The sequence below is a fragment of the Ruegeria sp. C12 genome, from assembly GCF_056537745.1.
Window position 1 is genome coordinate 293,176 of sequence record NZ_JBQFSA010000003.1, and the last position, 22,139, is coordinate 315,314.

Genomic DNA, 22,139 nt, shown 5'->3' on the forward strand with positions numbered 1-22,139 from the left:
CGAATGCAGTTTCTCTGGGCCGGGCTGGGACTTGTTTGCGTTGCGCTTGCAATGGTCGGCGTCGTTCTGCCGTTGCTGCCTACGGTGCCTTTTCTGCTGCTGGCTGCGTTTTTCTTCGCCCGATCCTCCTCCCGCCTACATAACTGGCTGATCACGCACAGGCTGTTCGGGCCAATGATCCTGGACTGGCAGCGATCCGGCGCTATCCGCCCGGCTGCAAAAAAGGCGGCCACCTTGTCGGTCGCCGCCGTATTCAGCCTCGCAGTCATGTTATCTGCGCCGCCCCATGTCTTGATCATTCAAGCCGTCGTTCTGGGCGGCGTCATGGTCTTTATCTGGACCCGCCCTAACGGCTGAGTTTCGCACACAGATCGTCCAGCTGATCCAGATTCTCATAGGTCAGAACAACCTGCCCGGTCTCGGTTCCCGGCTTGTGATTGATCGACACTTTCATCGCCAGAATAGCCGAAAGATCCTTCTCAAGCGCCCGCGTATCCGCATCCTTGCCTGCATTCAGGTTTCGCGACTTCGGCGCGGGGCGGTCAGTATCACCCTGCTGCTGCTTCTTCACCAAAGCTTCGGTGGCGCGAACAGACAGACCTTCCTTAACAACCTGTTTGGCAAGTTCCGACGGATTTTCGGCCGTGATCAGCGCCCGCGCGTGCCCTGCGGACAGTTTGCCTTCGATCACCAATGTCTGCACATCCATCGGCAAGGACAAAAGACGCAGAAGGTTTGCAATATGGCTGCGGCTTTTACCCAAAGCCTCGGCCAGTTTTTCCTGCGTGTGACCAAACCGGTCCATCAACTGCTTATATCCGGCGGCTTCTTCCACCGCGTTCAGATCGGCCCGCTGAATGTTTTCAATGATTGCAACTTCCAGAACCTCGGTATCGTCGAAATCCCGAACTATGACTGGAATATCATGCAGTTGCGCCATTTGCGCCGCGCGCCAACGACGCTCACCCGCGACGATTTCATAGGCGCCTTCACCAATGGACCGCACGATCAGGGGCTGGATGATGCCCTTTTCCTTGACCGAGGTCGCGAGCTCATCCAACTGCTCTGGCGAAAACGTCCGGCGCGGCTGATTTGGGTTGGCTTGCAGCTTTTCAATCGGAACCGTCAGGTCAGGTCGACGCGGCTGAGTCGGTGCCAGATCATCAGCTTCCTGAGTTACGTCCGCCATCAGGGCAGACAACCCGCGTCCCAGACCCCTTGGCTTTGCTTTCTTGGCGCTCACGTCGCCCTCCTCACTGCCGCCTAAGCGGCGACTTTATTGTTCTTGTGCATGACTTCGCGGGCCAGATGCCGATACGCCATCGCCCCAAGCGAACCTGAATCATATTGCAAAACAGGCAACGCATAAGACGGGGCCTCACTGACCCGGACATTCCGCGGTATCTTGGTTTTAAAAACCATCTCACCCAGATTGTCACGCGCATCTTTTTCGACCTGACGGGACAAGTTGTTGCGGTTGTCATACATGGTCAACACAACACCTTCGATTCTCAGGTCCGGATTCGCGGTTTGCCGAACCTCTCTGATCGTCAGCATAAGCTGCGAAAGACCTTCCAGCGCGAAGAATTCGCTTTGCAATGGAACCAGCACCGAATGGGCGGCAACCATGGCGTTCACAGTCAACAAATTCAGGGATGGGGGACAGTCGATCAGAACAAAATCAAGCTCAAAACTGTCGATCGAGGTCTGACGCAGCGCATCATGCAACAGATAGCTGCGTTTTTCGTTGGAAATCAGTTCGATATCGGCAGAACTCAGGTCAACAGTGGCCGGAACGACAAACAGCCCATCAATCTCGGTCTCCTGCACAACCGCTTCCAAGGGCGCATCGTCAAGAATGAGGTCGTAGGTGGTCCAATCCCGATCTTCGACACCCAGCCCGGTTGAAGCATTACCCTGAGGATCCAAGTCAACCACCAAAACGCGGCATCCGGCCTCGGCCAACCCTGCTGCCAGATTGATCGCCGTGGTTGTCTTTCCAACTCCGCCCTTCTGATTGGCAACCGCAATTATCCGGGGCCCGGAAGGACGAGATAGATCAACCACGTGATACTCCTTTGATCTTAAGGATGACAGCCTGGGGTTCTGTTAAACTTGTAATCGGCTCGGCTTCGAATTTCCATTCTTCCTGTGCCTCGACCAGTTCTTTTTTCCAGTTCGCGCCTTTCGGCAACAAGGCCGTGCCGAACTCGCTTAAATGCCTGTCACAAAATGACAAAAGCGTATTCAAGTCTGCCAGGGCCCGGGCTGATAGGATGTCAGCGCCCAATGGATCAATCGCTTCGATCCTTTTGGAGATCACCTGGCAGGAAACCCCGCATTCCCGCGCGACATTCCGCAGAAAAGCAGATTTCCTTTGATCGCTTTCGACAAAATGAAAATGGGTGTTCGGCGCCTCTTCCACAGCAATGATCGCACAGACCATCCCGGGAAAACCGCCACCGCTACCCAGATCAGCCCAGGCTTCAAAGGGATCAGCGCACCGGAACACCTGTACTGAATCCAGAATGTGCCGATTCCAGATGTCATTCATGCTGTTACGCGATACCAGGTTGATCCTTGGATTCCAGCGCTTCACCAGGTCAACATAGAGGCTCAGCCGCTCGAATGTTTCACGTGAAACATCGAGCGCATCGAGTTTTGAATGGTCCAGAGTCATGCTTTTCGCGCTTTTTCGTCCCGACGCAACTTGGCCAGCACCAGTGTCAAAGCCGCCGGAGTCACGCCTTCAACCCTGCTGGCTTGGGCGATATTTGCTGGTTTGGCTTGCGAGAGTTTCTGTTTCATCTCTGATGACAACCCATCGAGCGAAAAGAAATCGAATTCGCGCGGAATAACATAGGACTCATCACGCTTCATGGCTTCGACGTCGCGCTGCTGTCGTGCGATGTAATTCGCATACAGCGCATCCCGCGCAATCTGCAGCCGAATATCAGGTTCCACCGAGGTCAACTGAGGAATGAGCGGCAACATATCTTCAAAAGAGACGTCAGGAAACGCCAGAATCGCCATCCCATCCCGGCGATTTCCGTCCTGATTGACGTTGATTCCAGCCTCTCGGACCTGTTTTGGGGTGTATGTCTGCTGGGTCAGCAGCGATTTGGCGGCATCCAACTTGTCCATTTTGGCTTCAAAATGGACACGGCGTTCCTGACCAACACATCCAGTCTGCACCCCCAGCGGGGTCAAGCGTTGGTCCGCATTGTCCGCCCGCAGAGACAACCGAAACTCGGCGCGTGAGGTGAACATACGGTACGGCTCAGCCACCCCTCGGGTTGTCAGATCATCAATCATGACGCCGATATAGCTATCGGCCCGCGTGAAATGCAGCGGATCTTTGCCCTGTACGTCCAATGCCGCGTTGAGGCCCGCGACCATGCCTTGGGCTGCCGCCTCCTCATATCCTGTGGTGCCATTGATCTGACCCGCAAGATATAGTCCGGGAACATCCGGCAGAGACAATCTTGCGGTCAACACACGCGGATCGACGTAATCATATTCAATCGCATATCCAGGCTGAAGGATCTCGGCCTGTTCCAACCCTTTGATCGACCGGACATAGTCCAGCTGCACGTCTTGCGGCAGCGAGGTTGAGATCCCGTTGGGGTATATTGTATGATCATTCACGCCTTCCGGTTCCAGGAAGATCTGATGCGAGTCCTTATCCGCGAACCGAACAATCTTATCTTCAATTGACGGGCAATACCGAGGCCCAACACCGTCGATATGACCGCCATACATCGCCGATTTACTTAGGTTTTTTTCAATAATCTCATGGGTCCGCGCGTTTGTATGTGTGATCCCGCAGGAGATTTGGGGCGCGACAACCGAAGTCGACAAGAACGAAAACAGGGTCGGTTCATCATCCCCGTCCTGCCGCTCTAACCCGGTCCAGTCGATGGTTCGCCCGTCCAGCCGAGGTGGTGTACCTGTTTTCAGGCGTCCGGTCGGCAGGTTGTAGCTGTCCAGCCGCTCTGCCAGTTTGACAGAGGGTCGGTCGCCCATGCGGCCTCCGGGCTTGGACACGTCACCGATATGAATAACGCCGCGCAGGAAGGTACCGGATGTAAGGATGACAGCGCGCGCTTTGACCTCTGAACCGTCGCCGAGTTTCACTCCGGCCACGCGCTCCCCATCCATCAGAAAATCGATCACTTCACCAACAATGACTGACAGATTGCTCTGGCCTTCCGTCTCTTTCTGCATCGCCGCGCGGTACAGCGCGCGGTCGGCTTGGGTTCTGGGCCCCTGCACCGCCGGGCCTTTGCGGCGGTTCAAAAGACGAAACTGGATACCCGCCTGATCCGCGACCCGACCCATAACGCCATTCAGCGCGTCGATTTCGCGCACAAGATGGCCCTTCCCCAGCCCACCAATGGCCGGGTTGCAGGACATGACCCCGATGTCGGATGCGGACAACGTGACCAGTGCTGTCGCCGCTCCCATACGGGCCGCGGCGTGAGCGGCTTCGGTTCCCGCATGGCCGGCGCCTATGACTACAACATCGAAGTCCGAATGTTTCACGTGAAACACTCCTTATTTTCCAAGACAGAAGCTTGAGAAGATTTCGTCCAACAAATCTTCGACCCCAATTCTGCCGACCAAAACCTCAAGCGCGCGGATCGCGGTGCGCAGTTCTTCTGCTGCAATATCATACAGGTCCGGGCCTGATTCCAGAACCGACATGGTAACGGTCAACGCCTCTTTGGCGTTGATCAGCGCAATCCTGTGCCGTTCGCGGGTAGCTATACCATGGCTAGTGGTTCGTTCACCAAGAACACACGATATGTTGGAAATCAGCTCATCTATCCCTTGCCCGGTTTTACCCGAGACACCGAGCGTACCACCTTGCTGAAGATCCGCTTTCGGCCTGACCTGAATGTCACCGGACCGCATTTCGACGCCAAGCTCTGATGGATCGTCGGTGAGGAAAACACGCAAGTCAGCTGCTTCCGCGCGCTTCTTCGCCAGCGCAATACCCAGGCTTTCGACATGATCTTCGGTGTCGCGCAACCCGGCTGTATCCAACAGAGTGACCGGCAGCCCGGCCAGATCCATGCGCACTTCGATCACATCCCGCGTTGTACCCGCATATTCCGACGTGATTGCAGCCTCGCGCCCGGCCAAAGCGTTCAACAGAGTGGACTTGCCTGCATTGGGCAGGCCTACAATGGCAACTTCGAACCCGGTTCGTATGCGTTCTGCGATCCGAACACTGTCTGCTTCGCGTTGCAACTCTGTGCTCACGCCTAAGATCAACTGCCGGACTTCCGGGGTCACATCGGTGGGAACCTCTTCATCGGCGAAATCAATCACAGCCTCCAACAGGGATGCAGCCCGGATCAGATCGCGCCGCCAGCGTTCGGCCAGATTACCCAACTCTCCGGCCAGAATCGTCTGTGCCTGTTTGCGTTGCGCTTCGGTTTCGGCGTCGATCAGGTCTGCCAGACCCTCGACCTGAGTCAGGTCCATCTTGCCGTTTTCAAGGGCGCGACGGGTGAATTCTCCGGGTTCGGCCAGACGCAGCCCGTCAGTCTCAGACAGGCATCGCATCACAGCATTGATGGCGGCGGTACTGCCGTGGATTTGCAACTCGGCGACGTCTTCACCAGTAAAGCTGGCCGGGGCCTGAAAGGTCAGGATCAGCCCATCATCCAAACGCGCGCCATCTGCGTCCCGCAGGGTGCGCAGGTTCATACCCCGTGGCGGAAGAGGGCCACCGGTTATCTTTTCCGCAGCGGTACGGGCGACAGGGCCAGAGAGGCGGATGACCGCCACCCCTGCTTTGCCTTGCGCGCTGGCCAAGGCGAATATCGTATCCATTCGAAGGCCTCGCGTGGGTTAAGACCTGTGTCAGGTGTTCATCGAATCGAAGAACTCGCCGTTTGTCTTGGTCTGTTTCAACTTGGACAACAGGAACTCGATCGCGTCGGTCGTGCCCATCGGGTTGAGGATACGACGCAGAACGAAGGTCTTGGCCAGATCGCCCTTGTCGACCAGCAGGTCCTCTTTCCTTGTACCGGACTTGAGGATGTCGATCGCCGGGAACACGCGTTTGTCGGCAATCTTGCGGTCCAGGACGATTTCCGAGTTACCGGTGCCTTTGAATTCTTCGAAGATCACCTCGTCCATCCGGCTGCCAGTGTCGATCAGCGCCGTGGCGATGATGGTCAGCGAGCCACCCTCTTCGATGTTCCGTGCCGCGCCAAAGAACCGCTTGGGCCGTTGCAGGGCGTTTGCGTCCACACCGCCGGTCAGAACCTTACCCGAGGATGGCACCACGGTGTTGAACGCCCTACCAAGTCTTGTGATTGAGTCGAGAAGAATAACAACATCTCGTTTGTGTTCGACCAGACGCTTAGCTTTTTCGATCACCATCTCGGACACGGCCACGTGACGGGTCGCCGGTTCGTCAAAGGTCGAGGATACAACCTCACCCTTCACCGAGCGCTGCATGTCCGTCACCTCTTCGGGGCGTTCGTCAATCAGCAGGACGATCAGATAGCACTCCGGGTGGTTCTGTTCGATGGAATGGGCGATGTTCTGCAGGATCACTGTCTTACCGGTCCGCGGCGGGGCCACGATCAGCGACCGCTGACCCTTACCGATGGGCGAGACCAGATCGATCACGCGGGCCGATTTGTCCTTGATGGTCGGGTCTTCGATCTCCATCTTCAGCCGCTCATCTGGGTAGAGCGGCGTCAGGTTGTCGAACAGGATTTTGTGCTTGGCCTTTTCGGGGTCTTCAAAGTTGATTTTGGTGACCTTGGTCAGCGCAAAATACCGCTCGCTATCATCAGGCGCTTTGATTTCGCCTTCAACGGTGTCGCCGGTGCGCAGCGAATGCAGGCGGATCATGTCGGGCGAGACATAGATGTCATCGGGACCCGGCAGATAGTTCGCCTCGGGCGAGCGCAAGAAGCCGAAGCCGTCCTGCAGAACCTCAAGCACACCATCGCCGCCAACGGTCCAGCCCTCATCCGCGCGTTCGCGCAGGATCTGGAACATCATCTCGCCCTTGCGCATGGTCGAGGCGTTTTCGATTTCCAGCTCTTCGGCCATCGCCAGAAGGTCTTTGGGGCTTTTGGCCTTCAGGTCGGCCAGATTCAGGGAGTCAGTGGACATGATAAATACCTTCACCGCTGACAGCGCGGCACGAAGTGGAATTTCAGTACGGAAGATACGCCGCCCGGACGGGCGTGTTACGGCTTAGATAAGCGCTTACTTAAGCAGAGTCAAACGGTGCCTCAGAACTTCAGAACGACCGCCAGGACGATGATTACCATCAAAACGGTCGGAACCTCGTTCATCATGCGATACTGCCGCCCTGTGAGCGTATTTTGTCCCTCAACGAAGTCCTTGCGCCGCGCCATCAGCCAGTGATGGAACCAGGTCATCCCGATCACGGCTGCCCCTTTCAGCCAGGGCCAGGTAAAATCCCATCCGACGATGCCCGGCGTGAACACCATGATCAGGCCACACGCCCAGGCGACGATCATCGCGGGACGCATGATCACGCGCAGCAGCTTTTCTTCCATTTCAAAGAATATCTCTTGCGCGCCATCGACAGCCTGCGCCTTTTCAACGTGATAGACGAACAATCGGGGCAAATAGAACAGGCCAGCCATCCATGAGATCACGGCCATGATATGCAGTGCCTTCACCCATGGGTAGATCGTGAAAAGCAGATCAGTCATTCCGGCTCCGGTCGTTGCTCGGAACTCTCCCTAATAAAAAAATAAGAAAGAAGAAAGGAAGATGGTTTTGTAGGGTGCGTAATTTCCGTGGATTACTTTTTTGCCCCTTGGTTTTCCCCAGGTGGACAGTTTTGACGAGACGCAGGCCGATTTTGTGAGTTTCAGAAATAGATATTAAATAACAGACACTTATACCTTATCTGTCTAGCACCCTCTGGGGATAACTGCCTGAATATCTATGGGGGATTCAGTTATCCCTTGGTTCCGAGTTATCCTTGTCCCGGATGGACAGCGTTCGGGCGACTCGGGGAAGTTTCGAGCAGATTTCCCGGGCTTGCGTGTCAATCGGAAAACCATACAAAGCGTCCAAGAACGCTCAACGATTTGCACACGGGGTTGTCCACATGTCTGTCCCCATCATCCTGGCCTCGGGCTCAAGCATTCGCGCGCAGCTGCTGGAAAATGCAGGCGTGCCTTTCACTGTGCAGGTGGCGCGCGTGGATGAGGATACTATAAAGCGGGCGTTGCTGGCAGAAGAGGCCTCGCCCCGCGACATCGCAGATGCGCTGGCCGAGATGAAGGCGCGCAAGATCAGCGACAAGTCCCCCGGCGCGATGGTGCTGGGTTGCGATCAGGTGCTGGATTTCGAGGGGCAGTTGCTGTCGAAACCAAAAACGCCCGAGGACGCGTTTGCGCAGCTCAAGGCGATGCGTGGCAAGCGGCATATGCTGTTGTCGGCAGCTGTGATCTATCAGGATGGTGAGCCGATCTGGCGACATATAGGACAGGTCCGCCTGCGGATGCGGATGAGTTCCGATGCCTATCTGCGCAACTACATTGATCGCAATTGGGAAAGCATTCGCCACTCGGTCGGTGGCTACAAGTTGGAAGAAGAAGGTGTGCGCCTGTTTGCAACCATTGACGGCGACTATTTTAACGTTTTGGGTATGCCCTTGTTGGAACTGCTCAACTATCTGGCTGTCAAAGGGGTGATCGATCAATGACGGACTATCGGGTACCTCTGGCCGGGGTGATTGGGCATCCGATCGGGCATTCCCGGTCGCCCAAGCTGCATGGGCATTGGCTGAAGACTTATGGCTTGTCCGGGCACTACATTCCGATGGACGTGGCCCCTGCGGATCTTGAGACCGTATTGCGAACCCTGCCCAAGGCCGGGTTTGTGGGCGCGAACGTGACCGTGCCCCATAAAGAAGCCGCTTTGCGGATTGCCGATCATGTCTCTGACCGGGCAACGGTGATCGGGGCCGCGAATACGCTGGTGTTTCGCGAGGATGGCTCGATCCATGCCGACAACACCGATGGGTACGGGTTCATGGAGAACCTGCGCAGCGGCGCGCCGGACTGGAACGCTCAGGACGGGCCAGCCGTGGTGTTTGGGGCCGGGGGGGCGGCGCGCGCAGTTCTGCAGGCCTTGTCCATTGCTGGCGTGCCCGAGATTCTGCTGACCAACCGCACGCGCGCGCGGGCGGACCATCTGAAAGAAGAGTTCGGCCAGCGCATCACGGTGGTCGATTGGGTTCAGGCCGGAAATGTCGTGGAAAATGCTGAGCTTGTGGTCAATACAACCTCGCTGGGCATGCAGGGTCAGCCGGAATTGCGCGTGCCGCTGGACGGGTTGCAGCCCGGAGCGGTGGTGACCGATCTGGTTTACGCGCCGCTAAAGACCAACCTTCTGAAAACAGCAGAAGACGCCGGGTGCACCACGGTCGATGGCCTTGGCATGTTGCTGCATCAGGCGGTTCCTGGGTTCGAGCGTTGGTTCGGTGTCCGCCCCGAGGTTGACACCGATACTCGCGCGGCGGCATTGGCATGAGCTTTGCGCTTGGCCTGACTGGCTCGATTGGCATGGGGAAAAGCACCACTGCGCAGATGTTCGTCGATGAAGGCTGCGCGCTGTGGGATGCGGATGCGGCGGTGCATCGGCTTTATGCGCCGGGTGGTGCGGCGGTTGCCCCGATGGGTGCGGCCTATCCTGACGCCATCATCGACGGATCGGTCAGCCGGGACGCGTTGAAACAGATCATTTCACAGGACGGGTCTGCGCTGAAAGCCATTGAGGCCATTGTCCATCCTCTGGTCGCGGGGGACCGGGCGGCTTTTCGCGAAAGCGCGACGGCAGACATTCTGGTGTTCGACATCCCCCTGCTGTTTGAAACCGGCGGCAATGCGGCAATGGACGCGGTCGCCTGTGTTTCGATCCCGGCCGAAGAACAAAAGCGCCGCGTCATGGCGCGCGGCACGATGACCGAGGCGCAGTTTGAGCAGATCAGAGCCAAACAAATGCCAAATGACGAAAAATGCGCCCGGTCGGATTATGTGATCGTGACCGACACTCTGGACCACGCCCGCGCGCAGGTGCAGGATGTGGTCAGGCAGATACGGGCGGGGATGGCAGATGCGTGAGATTGTACTCGATACCGAAACCACAGGCTTTGATCCCGAAAGCGGCGACCGGATTGTCGAGATCGGCGCGGTCGAGCTGTGGAACCATGTGGCCACGGGTGAGACCTATCACGTCTATATCAACCCCGAACGGTCGATGCCCGAAGAGGCATTTGGTGTGCATGGAATTGGCCCCGATCTGCTGGACACCCCGCGCCCGCCCGAAAAGGGTGAGGTGACGCTGAAAGACAAGCCCGTTTTTGCCAAGATCGGGCAAGGCTTCCTGGATTTCATCAGGGATTCAAAACTGGTGATCCACAACGCATCCTTCGATATGAAATTCCTGAATGCGGAACTCAGATGGATGAATCTGCCGCAGATTCCCATGGATCAGGCGCTGGATACGTTGGCCATAGCGCGCAAACGGTTTCCGGGCTCACCCGCGTCATTGGACGCGCTGTGCCGCCGGTTCAACATCGACAATACCAATCGGGTGCTGCACGGGGCGTTGCTGGACTCGGAAATTCTGGCCGAGGTCTATCTGGAACTGATCGGCGGTCGGCAGCCCGATTTCGGCCTGTCCACCTCGGCTGCATCAGGTGCAGGTGGTGCGGATGACTGGCGTCCGACGCCGCGCGCAATGGCCCTGCCCCCTCGGATCACCGATGAGGAACGCACAGCGCATCAGGCTTTTGTCGAGAAACTGGGCGACAGCGCCCTGTGGACCCGCGCCTGAACCAGTCAGGCACGGGTCAAACCCTTAGGCGTCGGTCTTTTCGGCCTGCGCGGCCTGACGACGCATCAATTCGTTGCGGTAGAGAGCCACGAAATCGATATTGTCCAGGTTCACCGGCGGGAAGCCACCGTCGCGGGTGATGTCGCTGACGATGCGGCGCAGGAACGGGAACAGCATCCGCGGGCACTCGATCATCAGGAACGGATGGATCTGATCCTCTGGCACGCCTTCCACGTGGAACAGGCCGCAATAGTCCAGTTCGCACAGGAACAGAACATCGTCCATGCCCTTGGCTTTCGAGGTCAGCTTCAGCTTGACCGAAACCTCGTACTGATGCTCGGTCGGGCGCTTCTTTGCGTCCAGGTTCACCTGAACCTGAATCTCGGGCTGTACGTCACCCGACACACCTTTTTGCGCCATGACGTTTTCAAAAGACATGTCACGGATGAACTGTCCCAGAACACGCATCTGAACCTGCGGGGCAGCTTGGGCCGCAGTGTTTTCTGCAGCGTTTTCTTCGGCCATGGATCTACTCCAAAAATGAAATTCGACACTGCTTAGCAACTTGAGGGCGGTACCTCAATGCTGGGGCGGGTCTTCGACCCATTTTGAAGGCTTCGAGGGCTCTTTCCTTGGGCGCACCTCGGTAAATTCTCCGTCAATCACGTCGCCCTGATCGAAGGGGTCGCGCCCGGCCTGAAACCCGGCACCCGTGCCCATCTGGAACTGGGTGACTTTGACTTTGGACTTCAGATACCGGAACACAGCCACCCGAACACCGGGAATAAGCAGGGCAAAACCAATGGCATCGGTGAAAAAGCCAGGTGTCAGCAGCAATGCGCCGGATAACAGGATCATGGCCCCATGGGCCAAAGGCTCGGTCGGGTCGTCCAGCTTGGCAAAGGATTGCTGCAATTGTCCCAGCGCCATGCGACCTTGTGTCCGCACCAAAACAGTGCCCAAAACCGCTGTCAGGACCACAATTCCCAGCGTTGGCCATAGGCCGATCAGACCACCCACTTGAATAAACAGGGCGATTTCGATGATCGGAACCAACAAAAATGCCAAGAACAGATACATTTGCGTTATCCTTTCCATATGGCCGGGCTGTGGACTTGCCACCAACTGTCACCTACATAGTGGCAGGAGGCCGCGTACACAAAGTCTCGGTTCTGAAAAGAGGATGAAATGAACGAACCCATGATCCAGTTGCTGGTCCTGGCCGGAATTGCCATTTTCCTGATCCTGCGCTTGAAAAGCGTATTGGGTTCGCGTGAAGGTTTCGAGAAACCTCCTGTTCCGCATCAGCCCGATGCGGGCGCATCCCGTCGTGATTTCGAGGTGATCGAAGGCGGCCCCGATCATGACATCACCGACCACGTCCCCGAAGACAGCGAACAGGCGCAGACCCTGGCCGCGATGAAGCGGGTCGAGCCCAGCTTTTCCGTCGGCGAGTTTGTTCAGGGCGCGCGCGGTGCTTATGAGATGATCGTGATGGGGTTCGAAAAGGGCAATCTGGACGAAATCCAGCCCTTCCTGGCGGAAGATGTGTTTGACACCTTCGTCTCGGTTGTCGCGGCCCGCGAAGATCAGGGCCTGACCATCGAGGCCGAGTTCATCGGTGTGCGCGAAACCACGCTTGCGGATGTGTCCTTCGACAAGGACACCAATGAGGCCGAGATCACCATGAAATTCATTGGTGAGCTGACCTCGGTCGTGCGCGATCGCGGGGGTGACATCATCGAGGGCAACCCGAACACCGTGAAACGCCAAAAGGACAGCTGGACCTTTGCCCGTGTGATGGGCAAGGACGATCCGAACTGGCTGCTTGTTGCCACGGACGCATGATTGCCACGCTCCGGTCGCTTTTACTGGTGGGCGTCATGACCACCGCCAGCGCCGCCGGAGCCGAGGCGACGCGATCTATCCTGTCGTTTGACGATCTGCAGGGCTGGGCCGAGGATGACCACGGCGCGGCCCTTTCCGTTTTTCTCAACACCTGCGGCGATCTGAAAGACCCGGACTGGCGCGCGCTATGTGGCGTGGCCCGGACCTATGAGCCGGATGCCGCGCGGGCGTTCTTTGAACTGTTCTTTCGCCCGGTTCTGGTCGAAGACGGTGAAGACGCGCTGTTCACCGGGTATTTCGAGCCCGAACTGGACGGATCGAAAACCCGCACCGACCGTTTTAAATATCCGATCTACAAGATGCCCCCCGAAGCACGGGCCGAGGGGCCGTGGCTGAGCCGCAGGGACATCCTGACCGGCGATGTGATGCAGGGGCGCGGGCTTGAGATCGCCTGGGTCGATGACCCGGTCGAGCTGTTCTTTCTGCAAATTCAGGGCTCGGGGCGGGTTCGGTTGCCGGATGGTGGGGCATTGCGTGTTGGATACGGCGGCGCGAATGGTCATCCCTACCGGTCGATTGGCGTGGAACTGGTCCGGCGCGGGATTTTGGGCTCGCATGAGGTCAGTGCCCAGATGATCCGCGCCTGGGTGCGCAAGAACCCCGAAGCCGGGGCAGAACTGCTGTTTCATAACCCATCTTATGTGTTCTTTCGCGAAGTCAGCCGCGTCGCGCCCGAACTGGGGCCGCTGGGGGCCATGAATCGATCCATCACCACCATGCGTAGTATCGCCGCCGATCCCGCCTATACGCCGCTGGGGGCCCCTGTCTGGGTGGAAAAAGACGGGAATGCCCCGCTGCGCCGATTGATGATTGCGCAAGACACCGGCGCGGCGATCAAAGGCGCGCAGCGGGCGGATATTTTCTTTGGGACCGGGGACGAGGCCGGTCAAGCAGCCGGGCGACTGAAAGACCCCGGCCGGATGGTTGTACTGCTGCCAATCCAGCGCGCCTACGCTCTGTTGCCGGATGAATTCTGATGACCCGGCGCAAACTGACCAGTGAAGAGATCGATCTGTGGCGCAAGGTCGCCAAGCAGGCTGAGCGGCTGCACCCCGAGATCCCTCAGACCGTGCAACCGACGACCTTGCCGAAACCAACGCCCAAGAAACTGCCAAAACCGCGGATCGAGGCGTTTGAGTTGGGGCAATCCCATCAGAGTAAACCTTCTGGGAACACGCTGAAGCCGTCGATCACGGAAACGCTGCGGTCTGCACCGGTGCAGATGGACACCAAGGCGTTCGGTCGCATGAAGCGCGGCAAGTTGAAGCCCGAGGGCAAGCTGGACCTGCATGGCATGCGGATCGATACGGCGCATCCAGCGCTTGTGCGCTTCGTGCTGACCGCGCAGGCACAGGGAAAGCGGCTGGTGCTGGTGATCACCGGCAAGGGCAAAGACCGCGATGAGCCCGGGCCGATCCCAACACCACGTGGCGTGCTGCGCAATCAGGTGCCGCATTGGCTGTCGATCCCTCCGCTGGCGCAGGCGGTGATGCAGGTGACGCCCGCCCATATCAGCCATGGCGGGGATGGGGCGTATTACGTCTATCTGCGGCGCTCACGTTAGAAATCGGCCTTGGCACGGTGAATGCCCAGCCAGATCAGCGCGCAGACCAGCAGGAAAAACCCGGCGACCCACAGAAATTGCGCGCTGAGTGAAACACCAAGGTCGATCAGCACGCCGGTCAGAACCGGGCCGATGGCGGATCCCAGAACCATCAGCGCTGTTGCCAATGCCTTGATCGCGCCGATATGCCGGGTGCCGTAGAACTCGGCCCAGAAGGCGCTGGGCAGGGTGTTATGTGCCCCTGCGGTGATGCCCAGAAAGATCAATCCGATCAGAGCATTGCCGATGGTGTCCGAATAGGCCAACACACCAAATCCGATGGCCATGGGGATCTGGTAAAACGGCATGATCCGCGCGGTGCCCCATTTGTCCAATGCCCAGCCTGCCGCAAACATGGACAGGATCGAAACCCCCGTGAATATCGGAAACAAGGCAACCAGCTGGATATGAGGCCAGTCCTTGACCTCGGCCAGATGTACCTGATGGAAGAAGAAGGCGGTGATGAAGGCGGACGGCCCCAGAATTGCCGGGGCCATGCACCAGAACAGCGGATGAAACAGCGCCTCACGTCGGGTCCAGTGACGCCCCTGCATGCCGGTTGCCGCGTATTCGTCCGCAAGGGCTTGGGGCGTTCGTTCCTGACGCAGCAAACGGATCAGAACCGGGATGCCCAGCAGGATCAGACCCGCCGCAATGACCCAAAGCCAGCGCCAGTCCAGAAACGCCATCGTAGCGACAAAGGTCAAAGGCAGCAGCGATTCGCCAATCGAATAACCCAATGAGGCGATGGACAGGGCTTTGCCCCGCGATGCGGTGAACCAACGCGCCATCGCCACCTGCGCCAGATGGACGCTCATCCCCTGCCCGAACAGGCGCAGGAAAAAGACAACCAGCGGCAACAGAACGATCCAGCTGTTCAGCGCCATCGCCAGCGCGGCCAAGGCCAGACCTGCCAGAACGACGGGGCCCAGCGCCCGCACGCGGAAGACGTCGGTCAGCCCCCCGGCCCAGACCATCACGCCTGCCGCCACCAGCGTACCCAGCGAATAAAGCCCGCCCCAGGCCCCGTGGCTTAGCCCGTAATCCGCCCGGATTTCCCCTGCGAAGATCGAAATGAAGAAAGTCTGCCCAAAGCTGGACAGGAAGGTCAGCAATAATCCTGTGCCAAGCCAGGATGCGTTGTCGAAAAGAAACTGACGCAGGCTGAACCGCGTCACGGGGTCGACACCTCGGCCTGTCCGGATTCGGTCAGAACAATCTCGGTCGCGCCTGTTGGATTGCGCTCGCTGGGCGGAACCAGAATATCGATGCCCGGCCGCTCATCCGGCCCGAACGTGTTGCTGACCCGTCGCAGCGAACTGAGAATGGCCAACAGCGCCGGCGAGGTCGCGGCCACAAAATGCGAAGATTGCGCATCGCTGTTAAAGGCGGTCGTGTCGATCACGTTGATCGGAAACTCCTGCAAGGTCTCAATCGAACTGATATTGCCCAGCCGTTCGCCCTCGGCCGTGCCGCGCAGCCGTGCCGAGACGTTCAGGATCTTGTCCTTCTGCGATACCATCACGATGAACGGGTCAGGCGGGGTCGCGATCCGGCTCATCTGCGAGCGGAACAGATCCACATCCAGATCGGGTGAGATCAGGACAACCCCATCGAGGTTGCGTTTCGACCAGCCGGGTTCCTGAAGCTCGGCCTGTCGCATCATCTCCATCGACAAGGCGCTGCCCATGGAATGCGCCAGCAGGATCACGCGTTTGACCCCCATGGACTTCAACTCTCGAATGGTCTGTTCCAATCCGTCTCGGGCAAACAACATGCTGTCCAGATCATATGCATAACCATAGCCGGTCGCCCGGCTGGGCCATGAATAGACCAGCGTCGTTCCGGGAATGCCGATGTCATGAGACAGCTGAGCCGCGCGAAAAATGGTCTCGGTCTGGGTCGAGTTATAGCCGTGGACAAAGATCGTCACATCATCCTGACCCCGCAGATGCTGCCGCAACCCTTGGGCGCCGTTCAGCTGCTCGACTTCCGCCAGCACAAATTCCTTTTGCGGGTTCGGGTTGGCGTAAGAGAATTTCAGGCTGCCGGGCGTATGCGAGGGCGGGATGGACACGGTGGTCTCAAGAAATTGCAGCGCCTCGCCGCGCCGAAAGCCAAAGGATCCGTCAGGTTCACGCGCGCGGGTCGTGCTGGCAAAGACGGTCTTGGGCGTGCCAACCGACAGCGCGGTTGGAACGATTTCCGAAATCGTCCTGTCGACGCAGGCCCCCAGAGACAGGGATAGAAACAATAGGATGAAATAGCGCAACACGACCTGCCCCCGGAACGTTTGGCGCTAAGCTATCGAATTCTGGCCCCACGTCCAGCAACATGGGGCCTGTGCGACGGCAAGTTTCGGCTGAATCTGTTACAGAACGTAACGGCTGAGGTCGGTGGACCTGGTCAACTCGCCCAGATTGTCTTCCACGAATTGCGCGTTCACAGTGATCTCGGCCCCGGCCTGATCCGGTGCGTTGAACGAAAGCTCTTCGAACACCCGCTCCATCACCGTGTAAAGCCGCCGCGCGCCGATGTTTTCGACGCTTTGGTTCACATCCGCCGCAATCCGCGCCAGCGCCGCGATCCCGTCTTCGGTAAAGCTGACCGTGACCTCTTCGGTGCCCATCAGGGCGGTGTATTGGCGGGTCAGCGCGTTGTCGGTTTCGGTCAGGATGCGAACGAAATCCTCTTCCGTCAGGGCGCGCAGTTCGACGCGGATCGGCAGACGGCCCTGCAATTCCGGCAACAGGTCGGACGGCTTGGCAATGTGGAACGCACCGGACGCGATGAACAGGATATGGTCGGTTTTCACCGGGCCATGTTTGGTGCTGACTGTGGTGCCTTCGATCAAAGGCAGCAGGTCGCGCTGCACCCCCTCGCGGCTGACATCGCCGCCGCGCGCGTCCGAGCGGGCACAGACCTTGTCGATTTCATCCAGAAACACGATGCCGTTCTGTTCGACCGAGTCCAGCGCAGTCTTGGTGACGGTTTCATCGTCCAGCAGCTTGTCTGCCTCTTCCCCGATCAGCGCGCCATAGCTTTCGGCCACGGTCATGCGCTTTCTGACGGTGCGCCCGCCAAAGGCCTTGCCGAAAATGTCACCCAGATTCATCATCCCCATCTGCCCGGCCGGCTGGCCGGGAATGTCCAGCATGGGCATCGGGTTCGAGGTATCGGACAGTTCCAGCTCGATCACCGTATCGTCCAGCTCGCCCGCTTTCAGCTTCTTGCGGAACATCTCACGCGTGCCTTCGCGTGCGTCTTCGCCTGCAATGGCGGTGATGACGCGATCCTCGGCGGCCTCATGGGCACGGGCCTTTACATCCTCGCGCATATATTCGCGGGTCTGGACAATGGCCGCATCGGCCAGATCGCGCACGATCTGTTCGACGTCGCGACCGACATAACCGACTTCGGTGAACTTGGTGGCCTCGACCTTGATGAAGGGCGCGCGGGCCAGCTTGGCCAGACGGCGGCTGATCTCGGTCTTGCCGACGCCGGTGGGGCCGATCATCAGGATGTTTTTTGGATATACCTCATCCCGGATATCGTCGGCCAGTTGCTTGCGCCGCCAGCGGTTTCGCAGCGCCACGGCCACGGCGCGTTTGGCGTCTTTCTGCCCGATGATAAAGCGGTCCAGTTCCGAGACGATCTCGCGCGGGGTCAGGTCGGTCATATGCGTTCTATCCGTTTGTTTCGCAGCGGAACCTAATCATACCGGGCGAAAACACAAGCCGATCACGAAAACATCACGCCAACTCACAGAAAGCACACGGATTTTCGTGGTGATGTGAATCGCCATACCGGCATGGGCTGCGGCATAACCATGCGCGACGGGCAAGCCAGCCCGCGTCAATCTTATGGAGATACCTCTTCATGATGACTCGTCGTTCGCTTTTTGTGAAAGCTGCAGCCACCGGCGCGGCCCTGACCCTGGCCGGCACCACCACTGCCCTGGCCGGCGGCGCCAAAAAGAAAGGCAATTTCGAAGGCCGCTCGAACCACATCACAAGCGGTTCGGTGAAACTGGTCAAGGATGGCGACCGTTACATCGTTGAGCTGGGCGACGACTTCTCGCTGGATGGTGGCCCCGACCCGCGCGTGGCCTTTGGTAAAGACGGCACCTACGCCCCCGACAGCAAACTGGGCGCGCTGCTGAACCTGACCGGCAAGCAATCCTACGCCGTACCGCCGACCATGGATGTGTCGGGCTACAACGAGGTTTACATCTGGTGCGAGGTTGCCGGTGTACCGCTGGGCGTTGCGTCGCTGAAGTAACCACTCTGGTCAGAGGTCGGGCCAACCGACCTCTGACACTCGGTTAGGTAACAGGACAACTGTCTGTTACACTCGCCCCAAGGTATTGGAACCGGGGGCGTTTTTATGACCAAGATTGCCAAGATCACCTTGCTGTTCGTGGTGTTTGTCGACCTGATCGGGCAAGGGCTGGTCTTTCCGATCATCAATTCCCTGATCATGGAACCCAAATCCGGCTTCCTGCCCGACAGCACCCCCGAAGGCCGGAGGCATTTTTACTATGGTCTCGTGATCGGGTGTTTCTTTCTGTCCTGGTTTCTTGGGGTCGTTTACGTCTCGAAAGTCTCGGATTCCATCGGGCGCAAGAATGCGTTGCTGGTCTGTCTGGGTGGCGCGTTGGTCGGTTATGCCCTGACCATCGCGGCGCTGTATATGAACAGCCTGCTGATGCTGATCATCGGGCGCTCGATCACCGGGTTCACGGCGGGCAACCAACCCATCGCGCAGGCGGCGATGATTGATGGCAGCACCGATGCCGCCGACCGCGACCGCAACATGGGCTATATCGTGACCGGTGTCAGCTTTGGCCTTGTCGGCGGCCCGATTATCGGCGCCGTCCTGTCCGATTCCGCCCTGCTGGGCAGTTATGCCACCCTGAAAACCCCATTCTACGGGGCCTTCGTTCTGGTGCTGGTCGCCATCTTCCTCGTGACGACATTCTTCAAGGACACCCGCACCGACCGCGAACCCTTTGTCTTCCGCCCGCGCGACATCACCGACAGTCTGATTGCCGTGCGCGGTCATCCGATGGTTCTGAAAATCCTGCCGGTCTATTCATTCTTCATGATCGCCAACGTGACCTTCTATGTCTTTGTCGACAATTTCCTGACCAGCCGCTTTGGCTATGGCGTGATCGGGGGCAGCATGGCCATGGTGGTGATCGGCGTCGCGCTGGCGTTCTCCAGCACCTTCCTCGTCAAACCCGCGCAAGAGAGGTTCAGCAAGCATTCGATTATCTACACATCACTGATCGCCATGGTGATCTGCGGGCTGGCATTTGCCTTCAGCCCCAGCGGTGTGCTCAGCTATGTGCCGGTTTTCCTGTTCTATTTCCTGTTCGGCGTCGCCTATCCGACCCTGCTGGGCCTGTTCTCATCCAGCGTCAGCGAGGCGGATCAGGGCTGGGTCATGGGCGTGACCACCGCCGTTTTCTGTCTGGCGGGTGGCATCATGTCCCTGATCGGCGGCGGGTTGATGAGCATCGATATCCGTGTGCCCTATTACATCGTGGTCATTGCCGCGATTTTCGGGCTGATCGGAATGCACCGCCGCTGGAAAGGGAAAGAGATCAAGGCGCTGTTAGCCTGAAATGGTCTCAACCGTCAGATTGCCGTTGGTATAGACGCAAATATCTGCGGCAATCGCCATCGCCTCACGCGCCACCTGCTCGGCCTCTTTGTCGCTGTCCATCATCGCGCGGGCTGCGGCCAAGGCGAAGTTCCCGCCCGATCCAATCGCGGCCACGTTATGCTCGGGCTCCAGCACGTCCCCTGCCCCGGTGATCACCAGCAGATCCTTGCCATCGGTGACGATCAGCATCGCCTCAAGCTTTTGCAGGTATTTGTCGGTGCGCCAGTCCTTGGCCAGCTCGACCGAGGCGCGGGCCAGTTGGCCGGGCGTGGCCTCAAGCTTGGCCTCCAGCCGCTCCAGCAGCGTGAACGCATCGGCGGTCGAACCGGCAAATCCGGCGACAACCTCGAACCCGCCCGGTGTCAGGCGGCGCACCTTGCGCGCGGTGCCTTTGATCACGGTCTGGCCCAGGCTGACCTGCCCGTCCCCGGCAATGACAACCTGCCCGCCTTTTTTGACGCCAATGATCGTTGTGCCATGCCAACCGGGAAATTCGCTGTCTGCCATGAAAGCCTCCGTTCTTGTCGGCGTTATATATGGGCCGGGCGCGGGATCGGCGCAACCCGTTGTGAAACTGCCCAAAAGATATGCAATAAATGCAAATCAGGACTGCCAAACCAGCAATTGTGAGTCTCAGATGAAGACCCTACATGGGCCTCACAACCGACAATGGGTCGGCTGTTTCACATCAAAGGACTGCGCACATGGCAACCACTGCAAACATTCATGCGCCGCTCGGAGCAGCTACCATCCTGCACGTAGTGGACGCGTTCACCAACGCTTTCGAAACCGTTGTCGAATGGAACGAGAGCCGTAAGACCCGCAAGCTTCTGTCGGAACTGAGCGACACACAGCTGGAAGATATCGGTCTGGTTCGCGCGGATATCGCGAAGCTCTGATCCATCGACCGGATCGACAAATCGGAACAGCCGCCCGGATCCCCGAGCGGCTTTTTCTTTGTCATTTCAAAGCGTATTTACCGACCTGAGACGGCACAAATGCCTCGATTGCAGCCGTTGCCACGATGTGTCGGGTGCCAGCCGCCTGATCCACCACGTCCTGTCCGCCCAGCACTGCATGTACTTCGGCCTGTCCGCGCGGAAGGTCGGCCGCCACCTGGGCACAATCGACCTGATCGGGGTTTTGTACGCCGATTGTCACCTGCACCCGCATCTCGCCGTGATCGACGCCAAGATTCGAGAACAGCGTGATTGAGGAGTGATGCAGCGCGTCCTGCACCGCACGCCGCGCGGCCTTGGTATAGTCCTGACCATAGAGGTCATTGCCCATCCCCATTTCCAGAATGATGCGCTGTTCGCTCATTGCACCGCCTCCATGTCGAACGAAACCGCAAGCGCGGCATTGGCGATGACCGTGTGACCGGTACCGCCGGGCTTGTCGATGTCCAGACCGCCCTTGGTGACGGTGACACTGGGCGAGCCATAGGGAAATACCTCGACCAGCTTGCTGGTATCCACCTGATCGGGCTGTTGCACCCCGATCTCGACATCGATGATCATCGCCTCTTTCGGAAAGCCGAACAGCTCGGCCATGTTGATCGAGTTATGCCACAGCGCATCCTTGATCGCGCGCAGCGCAGCTTCGGTATAATCCATCCGGCGCAGCGATGTGCCCATGCCGAATTCCACCAATACCCGTGTTTTGGCCATCTGCCCCCTCCGGTTTCTCAATAAAAAAGGCGCCCGGTTGCAGGCGCCTTTGATCTTTCATCAATCCAAAACGGATCAGATGGATTCTTCGATCCAGCTTTGCAGCGCCGCCTTCGGTGCCGCGCCCGCGCGGTTCGAGACGACCTGACCGTCCTTGAAGATGAACAGCGCCGGGATGCCACGGACGCCCATGGCGGCGGCGGCGTTGGGGTTGCTGTCCACGTCCACTTTGGCGATTTTCACCTTGTCGCCATATTCGGCAGCCAGTTCTTCCAGCGCGGGGCCGATCTGTTTGCAGGGGCCGCACCATTCGGCCCAAAAGTCCACAACTACGGGAACGGCCGAGTTCTTGACTTCGGCATCAAAGGTATCGTCGGTAACGGCTACGGTCGACATATTCTGTCTCCTGAATGGGGTAAACTCGGGAACAG

26 protein-coding genes and 1 pseudogene are annotated in these 22,139 nt (G+C 58.4%); 11 read left to right on the forward strand and 16 right to left on the reverse strand.

Going from position 1 to position 22,139, the window contains the following annotated elements; genetic code table 11:
- Positions 1-3: 3 nt before the first annotated feature.
- Positions 4-357, forward strand: coding sequence for a YbaN family protein (locus ACR0C9_RS08815; protein WP_170453356.1), 354 nt, complete (start codon positions 4-6; stop codon positions 355-357).
- Here ACR0C9_RS08815 and ACR0C9_RS08820 read toward each other — a convergent pair.
- From ACR0C9_RS08820 to ACR0C9_RS08850, 7 genes are all read right to left on the reverse strand, one after another.
- Complete coding sequence (locus tag ACR0C9_RS08820; RefSeq protein ID WP_170453355.1) at positions 347-1,243, reverse strand: ParB/RepB/Spo0J family partition protein; 897 nt, start codon at positions 1,241-1,243, stop codon at positions 347-349. The genes ACR0C9_RS08815 and ACR0C9_RS08820 overlap by 11 nt on opposite strands.
- Positions 1,244-1,263: 20 nt before the next feature.
- On the reverse strand, positions 1,264-2,067 hold the full coding sequence (locus ACR0C9_RS08825; RefSeq protein ID WP_170453354.1) for an AAA family ATPase: 804 nt from the start codon (positions 2,065-2,067) through the stop codon (positions 1,264-1,266).
- Entirely contained in the window at positions 2,060-2,680 is a 621-nt protein-coding gene (gene rsmG, locus ACR0C9_RS08830; RefSeq protein WP_170453353.1) for a 16S rRNA (guanine(527)-N(7))-methyltransferase RsmG, read from the reverse strand. The genes ACR0C9_RS08825 and rsmG overlap by 8 nt, the downstream gene beginning before the upstream one ends.
- Positions 2,677-4,545 (reverse strand): tRNA uridine-5-carboxymethylaminomethyl(34) synthesis enzyme MnmG, encoded by a 1,869-nt coding sequence (gene mnmG, locus ACR0C9_RS08835; protein WP_480780824.1) that lies wholly within the window; start codon positions 4,543-4,545, stop codon positions 2,677-2,679. The genes rsmG and mnmG overlap by 4 nt, the downstream gene beginning before the upstream one ends.
- Positions 4,546-4,557: 12 nt before the next feature.
- Positions 4,558-5,844, reverse strand: a complete 1,287-nt coding sequence (mnmE, locus tag ACR0C9_RS08840; RefSeq protein ID WP_480780825.1) for a tRNA uridine-5-carboxymethylaminomethyl(34) synthesis GTPase MnmE — start codon at positions 5,842-5,844, stop codon at positions 4,558-4,560.
- A gap of 30 nt (positions 5,845-5,874) precedes the next feature.
- A complete protein-coding gene (gene rho, locus ACR0C9_RS08845) occupies positions 5,875-7,146 on the reverse strand; it encodes a transcription termination factor Rho (RefSeq protein ID WP_170520887.1) in 1,272 nt (423 codons plus the stop codon).
- A gap of 122 nt (positions 7,147-7,268) precedes the next feature.
- Complete coding sequence (locus ACR0C9_RS08850) at positions 7,269-7,718, reverse strand: CopD family protein (protein WP_480780826.1); 450 nt, start codon at positions 7,716-7,718, stop codon at positions 7,269-7,271.
- 404 nt (positions 7,719-8,122) lie between these two features.
- Here ACR0C9_RS08850 and ACR0C9_RS08855 point away from each other — a divergent pair, with 404 nt between their 5' ends.
- The 4 genes from ACR0C9_RS08855 to dnaQ are packed head-to-tail and all read left to right on the forward strand — an operon-like array spanning position 8,123 to position 10,857.
- Positions 8,123-8,722: a nucleoside triphosphate pyrophosphatase gene (locus ACR0C9_RS08855; RefSeq protein ID WP_170453348.1), complete on the forward strand. Its 600-nt coding sequence runs from the start codon at positions 8,123-8,125 to the stop codon at positions 8,720-8,722.
- Complete coding sequence (locus ACR0C9_RS08860) at positions 8,719-9,552, forward strand: shikimate dehydrogenase (protein ID WP_170623523.1); 834 nt, start codon at positions 8,719-8,721, stop codon at positions 9,550-9,552. Before ACR0C9_RS08855 ends, ACR0C9_RS08860 begins: the two co-directional genes overlap by 4 nt.
- Positions 9,549-10,142: a dephospho-CoA kinase gene (coaE, locus tag ACR0C9_RS08865; protein ID WP_170453346.1), complete on the forward strand. Its 594-nt coding sequence runs from the start codon at positions 9,549-9,551 to the stop codon at positions 10,140-10,142. Before ACR0C9_RS08860 ends, coaE begins: the two co-directional genes overlap by 4 nt.
- Positions 10,135-10,857: a DNA polymerase III subunit epsilon gene (dnaQ, locus tag ACR0C9_RS08870; protein WP_170453345.1), complete on the forward strand. Its 723-nt coding sequence runs from the start codon at positions 10,135-10,137 to the stop codon at positions 10,855-10,857. Before coaE ends, dnaQ begins: the two co-directional genes overlap by 8 nt.
- 24 nt (positions 10,858-10,881) lie before the next feature.
- Here the strand turns inward: dnaQ and secB are convergent, their stop codons facing one another.
- Complete coding sequence (gene secB / locus ACR0C9_RS08875) at positions 10,882-11,382, reverse strand: protein-export chaperone SecB (protein ID WP_170453344.1); 501 nt, start codon at positions 11,380-11,382, stop codon at positions 10,882-10,884.
- A gap of 54 nt (positions 11,383-11,436) precedes the next feature.
- Positions 11,437-11,937: an FxsA family protein gene (locus ACR0C9_RS08880; RefSeq protein ID WP_480780827.1), complete on the reverse strand. Its 501-nt coding sequence runs from the start codon at positions 11,935-11,937 to the stop codon at positions 11,437-11,439.
- A 108-nt stretch (positions 11,938-12,045) separates the two neighbouring features.
- Between ACR0C9_RS08880 and ACR0C9_RS08885 the strand changes: the two genes are divergently transcribed.
- The 3 genes from ACR0C9_RS08885 to ACR0C9_RS08895 are packed head-to-tail and all read left to right on the forward strand — an operon-like array spanning position 12,046 to position 14,329.
- A complete protein-coding gene (locus ACR0C9_RS08885) occupies positions 12,046-12,705 on the forward strand; it encodes a Tim44/TimA family putative adaptor protein (protein WP_480780828.1) in 660 nt (219 codons plus the stop codon).
- A complete protein-coding gene (gene mltA, locus ACR0C9_RS08890) occupies positions 12,702-13,742 on the forward strand; it encodes a murein transglycosylase A (RefSeq protein ID WP_170623530.1) in 1,041 nt (346 codons plus the stop codon). Before ACR0C9_RS08885 ends, mltA begins: the two co-directional genes overlap by 4 nt.
- Complete coding sequence (locus ACR0C9_RS08895) at positions 13,742-14,329, forward strand: Smr/MutS family protein (RefSeq protein WP_170623532.1); 588 nt, start codon at positions 13,742-13,744, stop codon at positions 14,327-14,329. The genes mltA and ACR0C9_RS08895 overlap by 1 nt, the downstream gene beginning before the upstream one ends.
- Here the strand turns inward: ACR0C9_RS08895 and ACR0C9_RS08900 are convergent.
- From ACR0C9_RS08900 to hslU, 3 genes are all read right to left on the reverse strand, one after another.
- On the reverse strand, positions 14,326-15,546 hold the full coding sequence (locus tag ACR0C9_RS08900) for an MFS transporter (RefSeq protein WP_170623535.1): 1,221 nt from the start codon (positions 15,544-15,546) through the stop codon (positions 14,326-14,328). The two genes, ACR0C9_RS08895 and ACR0C9_RS08900, sit on opposite strands and share 4 nt — an antisense overlap.
- Positions 15,543-16,643 (reverse strand): alpha/beta fold hydrolase, encoded by a 1,101-nt coding sequence (locus ACR0C9_RS08905; protein WP_170520864.1) that lies wholly within the window; start codon positions 16,641-16,643, stop codon positions 15,543-15,545. Before ACR0C9_RS08905 ends, ACR0C9_RS08900 begins: the two co-directional genes overlap by 4 nt.
- Positions 16,644-16,739: 96 nt before the next feature.
- Positions 16,740-18,047: an ATP-dependent protease ATPase subunit HslU gene (hslU, locus tag ACR0C9_RS08910; RefSeq protein WP_480583233.1), complete on the reverse strand. Its 1,308-nt coding sequence runs from the start codon at positions 18,045-18,047 to the stop codon at positions 16,740-16,742.
- A gap of 200 nt (positions 18,048-18,247) precedes the next feature.
- On the opposite strand from hslU, the gene ACR0C9_RS08915 reads away from it, so the two are divergent.
- Entirely contained in the window at positions 18,248-18,649 is a 402-nt protein-coding gene (locus tag ACR0C9_RS08915) for a DM13 domain-containing protein (protein ID WP_170453336.1), read from the forward strand.
- A 105-nt stretch (positions 18,650-18,754) separates the two neighbouring features.
- Positions 18,755-19,996 carry an MFS transporter gene (locus ACR0C9_RS08920; protein ID WP_170453335.1) on the forward strand — a complete coding sequence of 414 codons (1,242 nt, stop codon included), beginning with the start codon at positions 18,755-18,757 and terminating at the stop codon, positions 19,994-19,996.
- Here the strand turns inward: ACR0C9_RS08920 and hslV are convergent.
- Positions 19,988-20,545: an ATP-dependent protease subunit HslV gene (gene hslV / locus ACR0C9_RS08925; protein WP_170520858.1), complete on the reverse strand. Its 558-nt coding sequence runs from the start codon at positions 20,543-20,545 to the stop codon at positions 19,988-19,990. The genes ACR0C9_RS08920 and hslV overlap by 9 nt on opposite strands.
- A 197-nt stretch (positions 20,546-20,742) precedes the next feature.
- On the opposite strand from hslV, the gene ACR0C9_RS08930 reads away from it, so the two are divergent.
- On the forward strand, positions 20,743-20,937 hold the full coding sequence (locus ACR0C9_RS08930; RefSeq protein ID WP_170453333.1) for a DUF1127 domain-containing protein: 195 nt from the start codon (positions 20,743-20,745) through the stop codon (positions 20,935-20,937).
- A gap of 61 nt (positions 20,938-20,998) precedes the next feature.
- Here ACR0C9_RS08930 and ACR0C9_RS08935 read toward each other — a convergent pair whose 3' ends face one another.
- From ACR0C9_RS08935 to trxA, 3 genes and pseudogenes are all read right to left on the reverse strand, one after another.
- Positions 20,999-21,361: a Lin0512 family protein gene (locus tag ACR0C9_RS08935; RefSeq protein ID WP_170520856.1), complete on the reverse strand. Its 363-nt coding sequence runs from the start codon at positions 21,359-21,361 to the stop codon at positions 20,999-21,001.
- Complete coding sequence (locus tag ACR0C9_RS08940; protein WP_170623541.1) at positions 21,358-21,708, reverse strand: Lin0512 family protein; 351 nt, start codon at positions 21,706-21,708, stop codon at positions 21,358-21,360. The genes ACR0C9_RS08935 and ACR0C9_RS08940 overlap by 4 nt, the downstream gene beginning before the upstream one ends.
- A gap of 75 nt (positions 21,709-21,783) precedes the next feature.
- Positions 21,784-22,122, reverse strand: a pseudogene (trxA, locus tag ACR0C9_RS08945) (thioredoxin); the annotation flags it as partial.
- Between the last annotated feature and the right edge of the window lie 17 nt (positions 22,123-22,139).

Coding starts and splice junctions, on each gene's coding strand:
- ACR0C9_RS08815 (WP_170453356.1), top strand. CDS start 4: ATGCAGTTTCTCTGGGCCGGGCTGGGACTTGTTTGCGTTGCGCTTGCA.
- rsmG (WP_170453353.1), bottom strand. CDS start 2,680: ATGACTCTGGACCATTCAAAACTCGATGCGCTCGATGTTTCACGTGAA.
- mnmE (WP_480780825.1), bottom strand. CDS start 5,844: ATGGATACGATATTCGCCTTGGCCAGCGCGCAAGGCAAAGCAGGGGTG.
- rho (WP_170520887.1), bottom strand. CDS start 7,146: ATGTCCACTGACTCCCTGAATCTGGCCGACCTGAAGGCCAAAAGCCCC.
- ACR0C9_RS08850 (WP_480780826.1), bottom strand. CDS start 7,718: ATGACTGATCTGCTTTTCACGATCTACCCATGGGTGAAGGCACTGCAT.
- ACR0C9_RS08855 (WP_170453348.1), top strand. CDS start 8,123: ATGTCTGTCCCCATCATCCTGGCCTCGGGCTCAAGCATTCGCGCGCAG.
- ACR0C9_RS08860 (WP_170623523.1), top strand. CDS start 8,719: ATGACGGACTATCGGGTACCTCTGGCCGGGGTGATTGGGCATCCGATC.
- coaE (WP_170453346.1), top strand. CDS start 9,549: ATGAGCTTTGCGCTTGGCCTGACTGGCTCGATTGGCATGGGGAAAAGC.
- dnaQ (WP_170453345.1), top strand. CDS start 10,135: ATGCGTGAGATTGTACTCGATACCGAAACCACAGGCTTTGATCCCGAA.
- secB (WP_170453344.1), bottom strand. CDS start 11,382: ATGGCCGAAGAAAACGCTGCAGAAAACACTGCGGCCCAAGCTGCCCCG.
- ACR0C9_RS08880 (WP_480780827.1), bottom strand. CDS start 11,937: ATGTATCTGTTCTTGGCATTTTTGTTGGTTCCGATCATCGAAATCGCC.
- ACR0C9_RS08885 (WP_480780828.1), top strand. CDS start 12,046: ATGAACGAACCCATGATCCAGTTGCTGGTCCTGGCCGGAATTGCCATT.
- mltA (WP_170623530.1), top strand. CDS start 12,702: ATGATTGCCACGCTCCGGTCGCTTTTACTGGTGGGCGTCATGACCACC.
- ACR0C9_RS08895 (WP_170623532.1), top strand. CDS start 13,742: ATGACCCGGCGCAAACTGACCAGTGAAGAGATCGATCTGTGGCGCAAG.
- hslU (WP_480583233.1), bottom strand. CDS start 18,047: ATGACCGACCTGACCCCGCGCGAGATCGTCTCGGAACTGGACCGCTTT.
- ACR0C9_RS08915 (WP_170453336.1), top strand. CDS start 18,248: ATGATGACTCGTCGTTCGCTTTTTGTGAAAGCTGCAGCCACCGGCGCG.
- ACR0C9_RS08920 (WP_170453335.1), top strand. CDS start 18,755: ATGACCAAGATTGCCAAGATCACCTTGCTGTTCGTGGTGTTTGTCGAC.
- hslV (WP_170520858.1), bottom strand. CDS start 20,545: ATGGCAGACAGCGAATTTCCCGGTTGGCATGGCACAACGATCATTGGC.
- ACR0C9_RS08930 (WP_170453333.1), top strand. CDS start 20,743: ATGGCAACCACTGCAAACATTCATGCGCCGCTCGGAGCAGCTACCATC.
- ACR0C9_RS08935 (WP_170520856.1), bottom strand. CDS start 21,361: ATGAGCGAACAGCGCATCATTCTGGAAATGGGGATGGGCAATGACCTC.
- ACR0C9_RS08940 (WP_170623541.1), bottom strand. CDS start 21,708: ATGGCCAAAACACGGGTATTGGTGGAATTCGGCATGGGCACATCGCTG.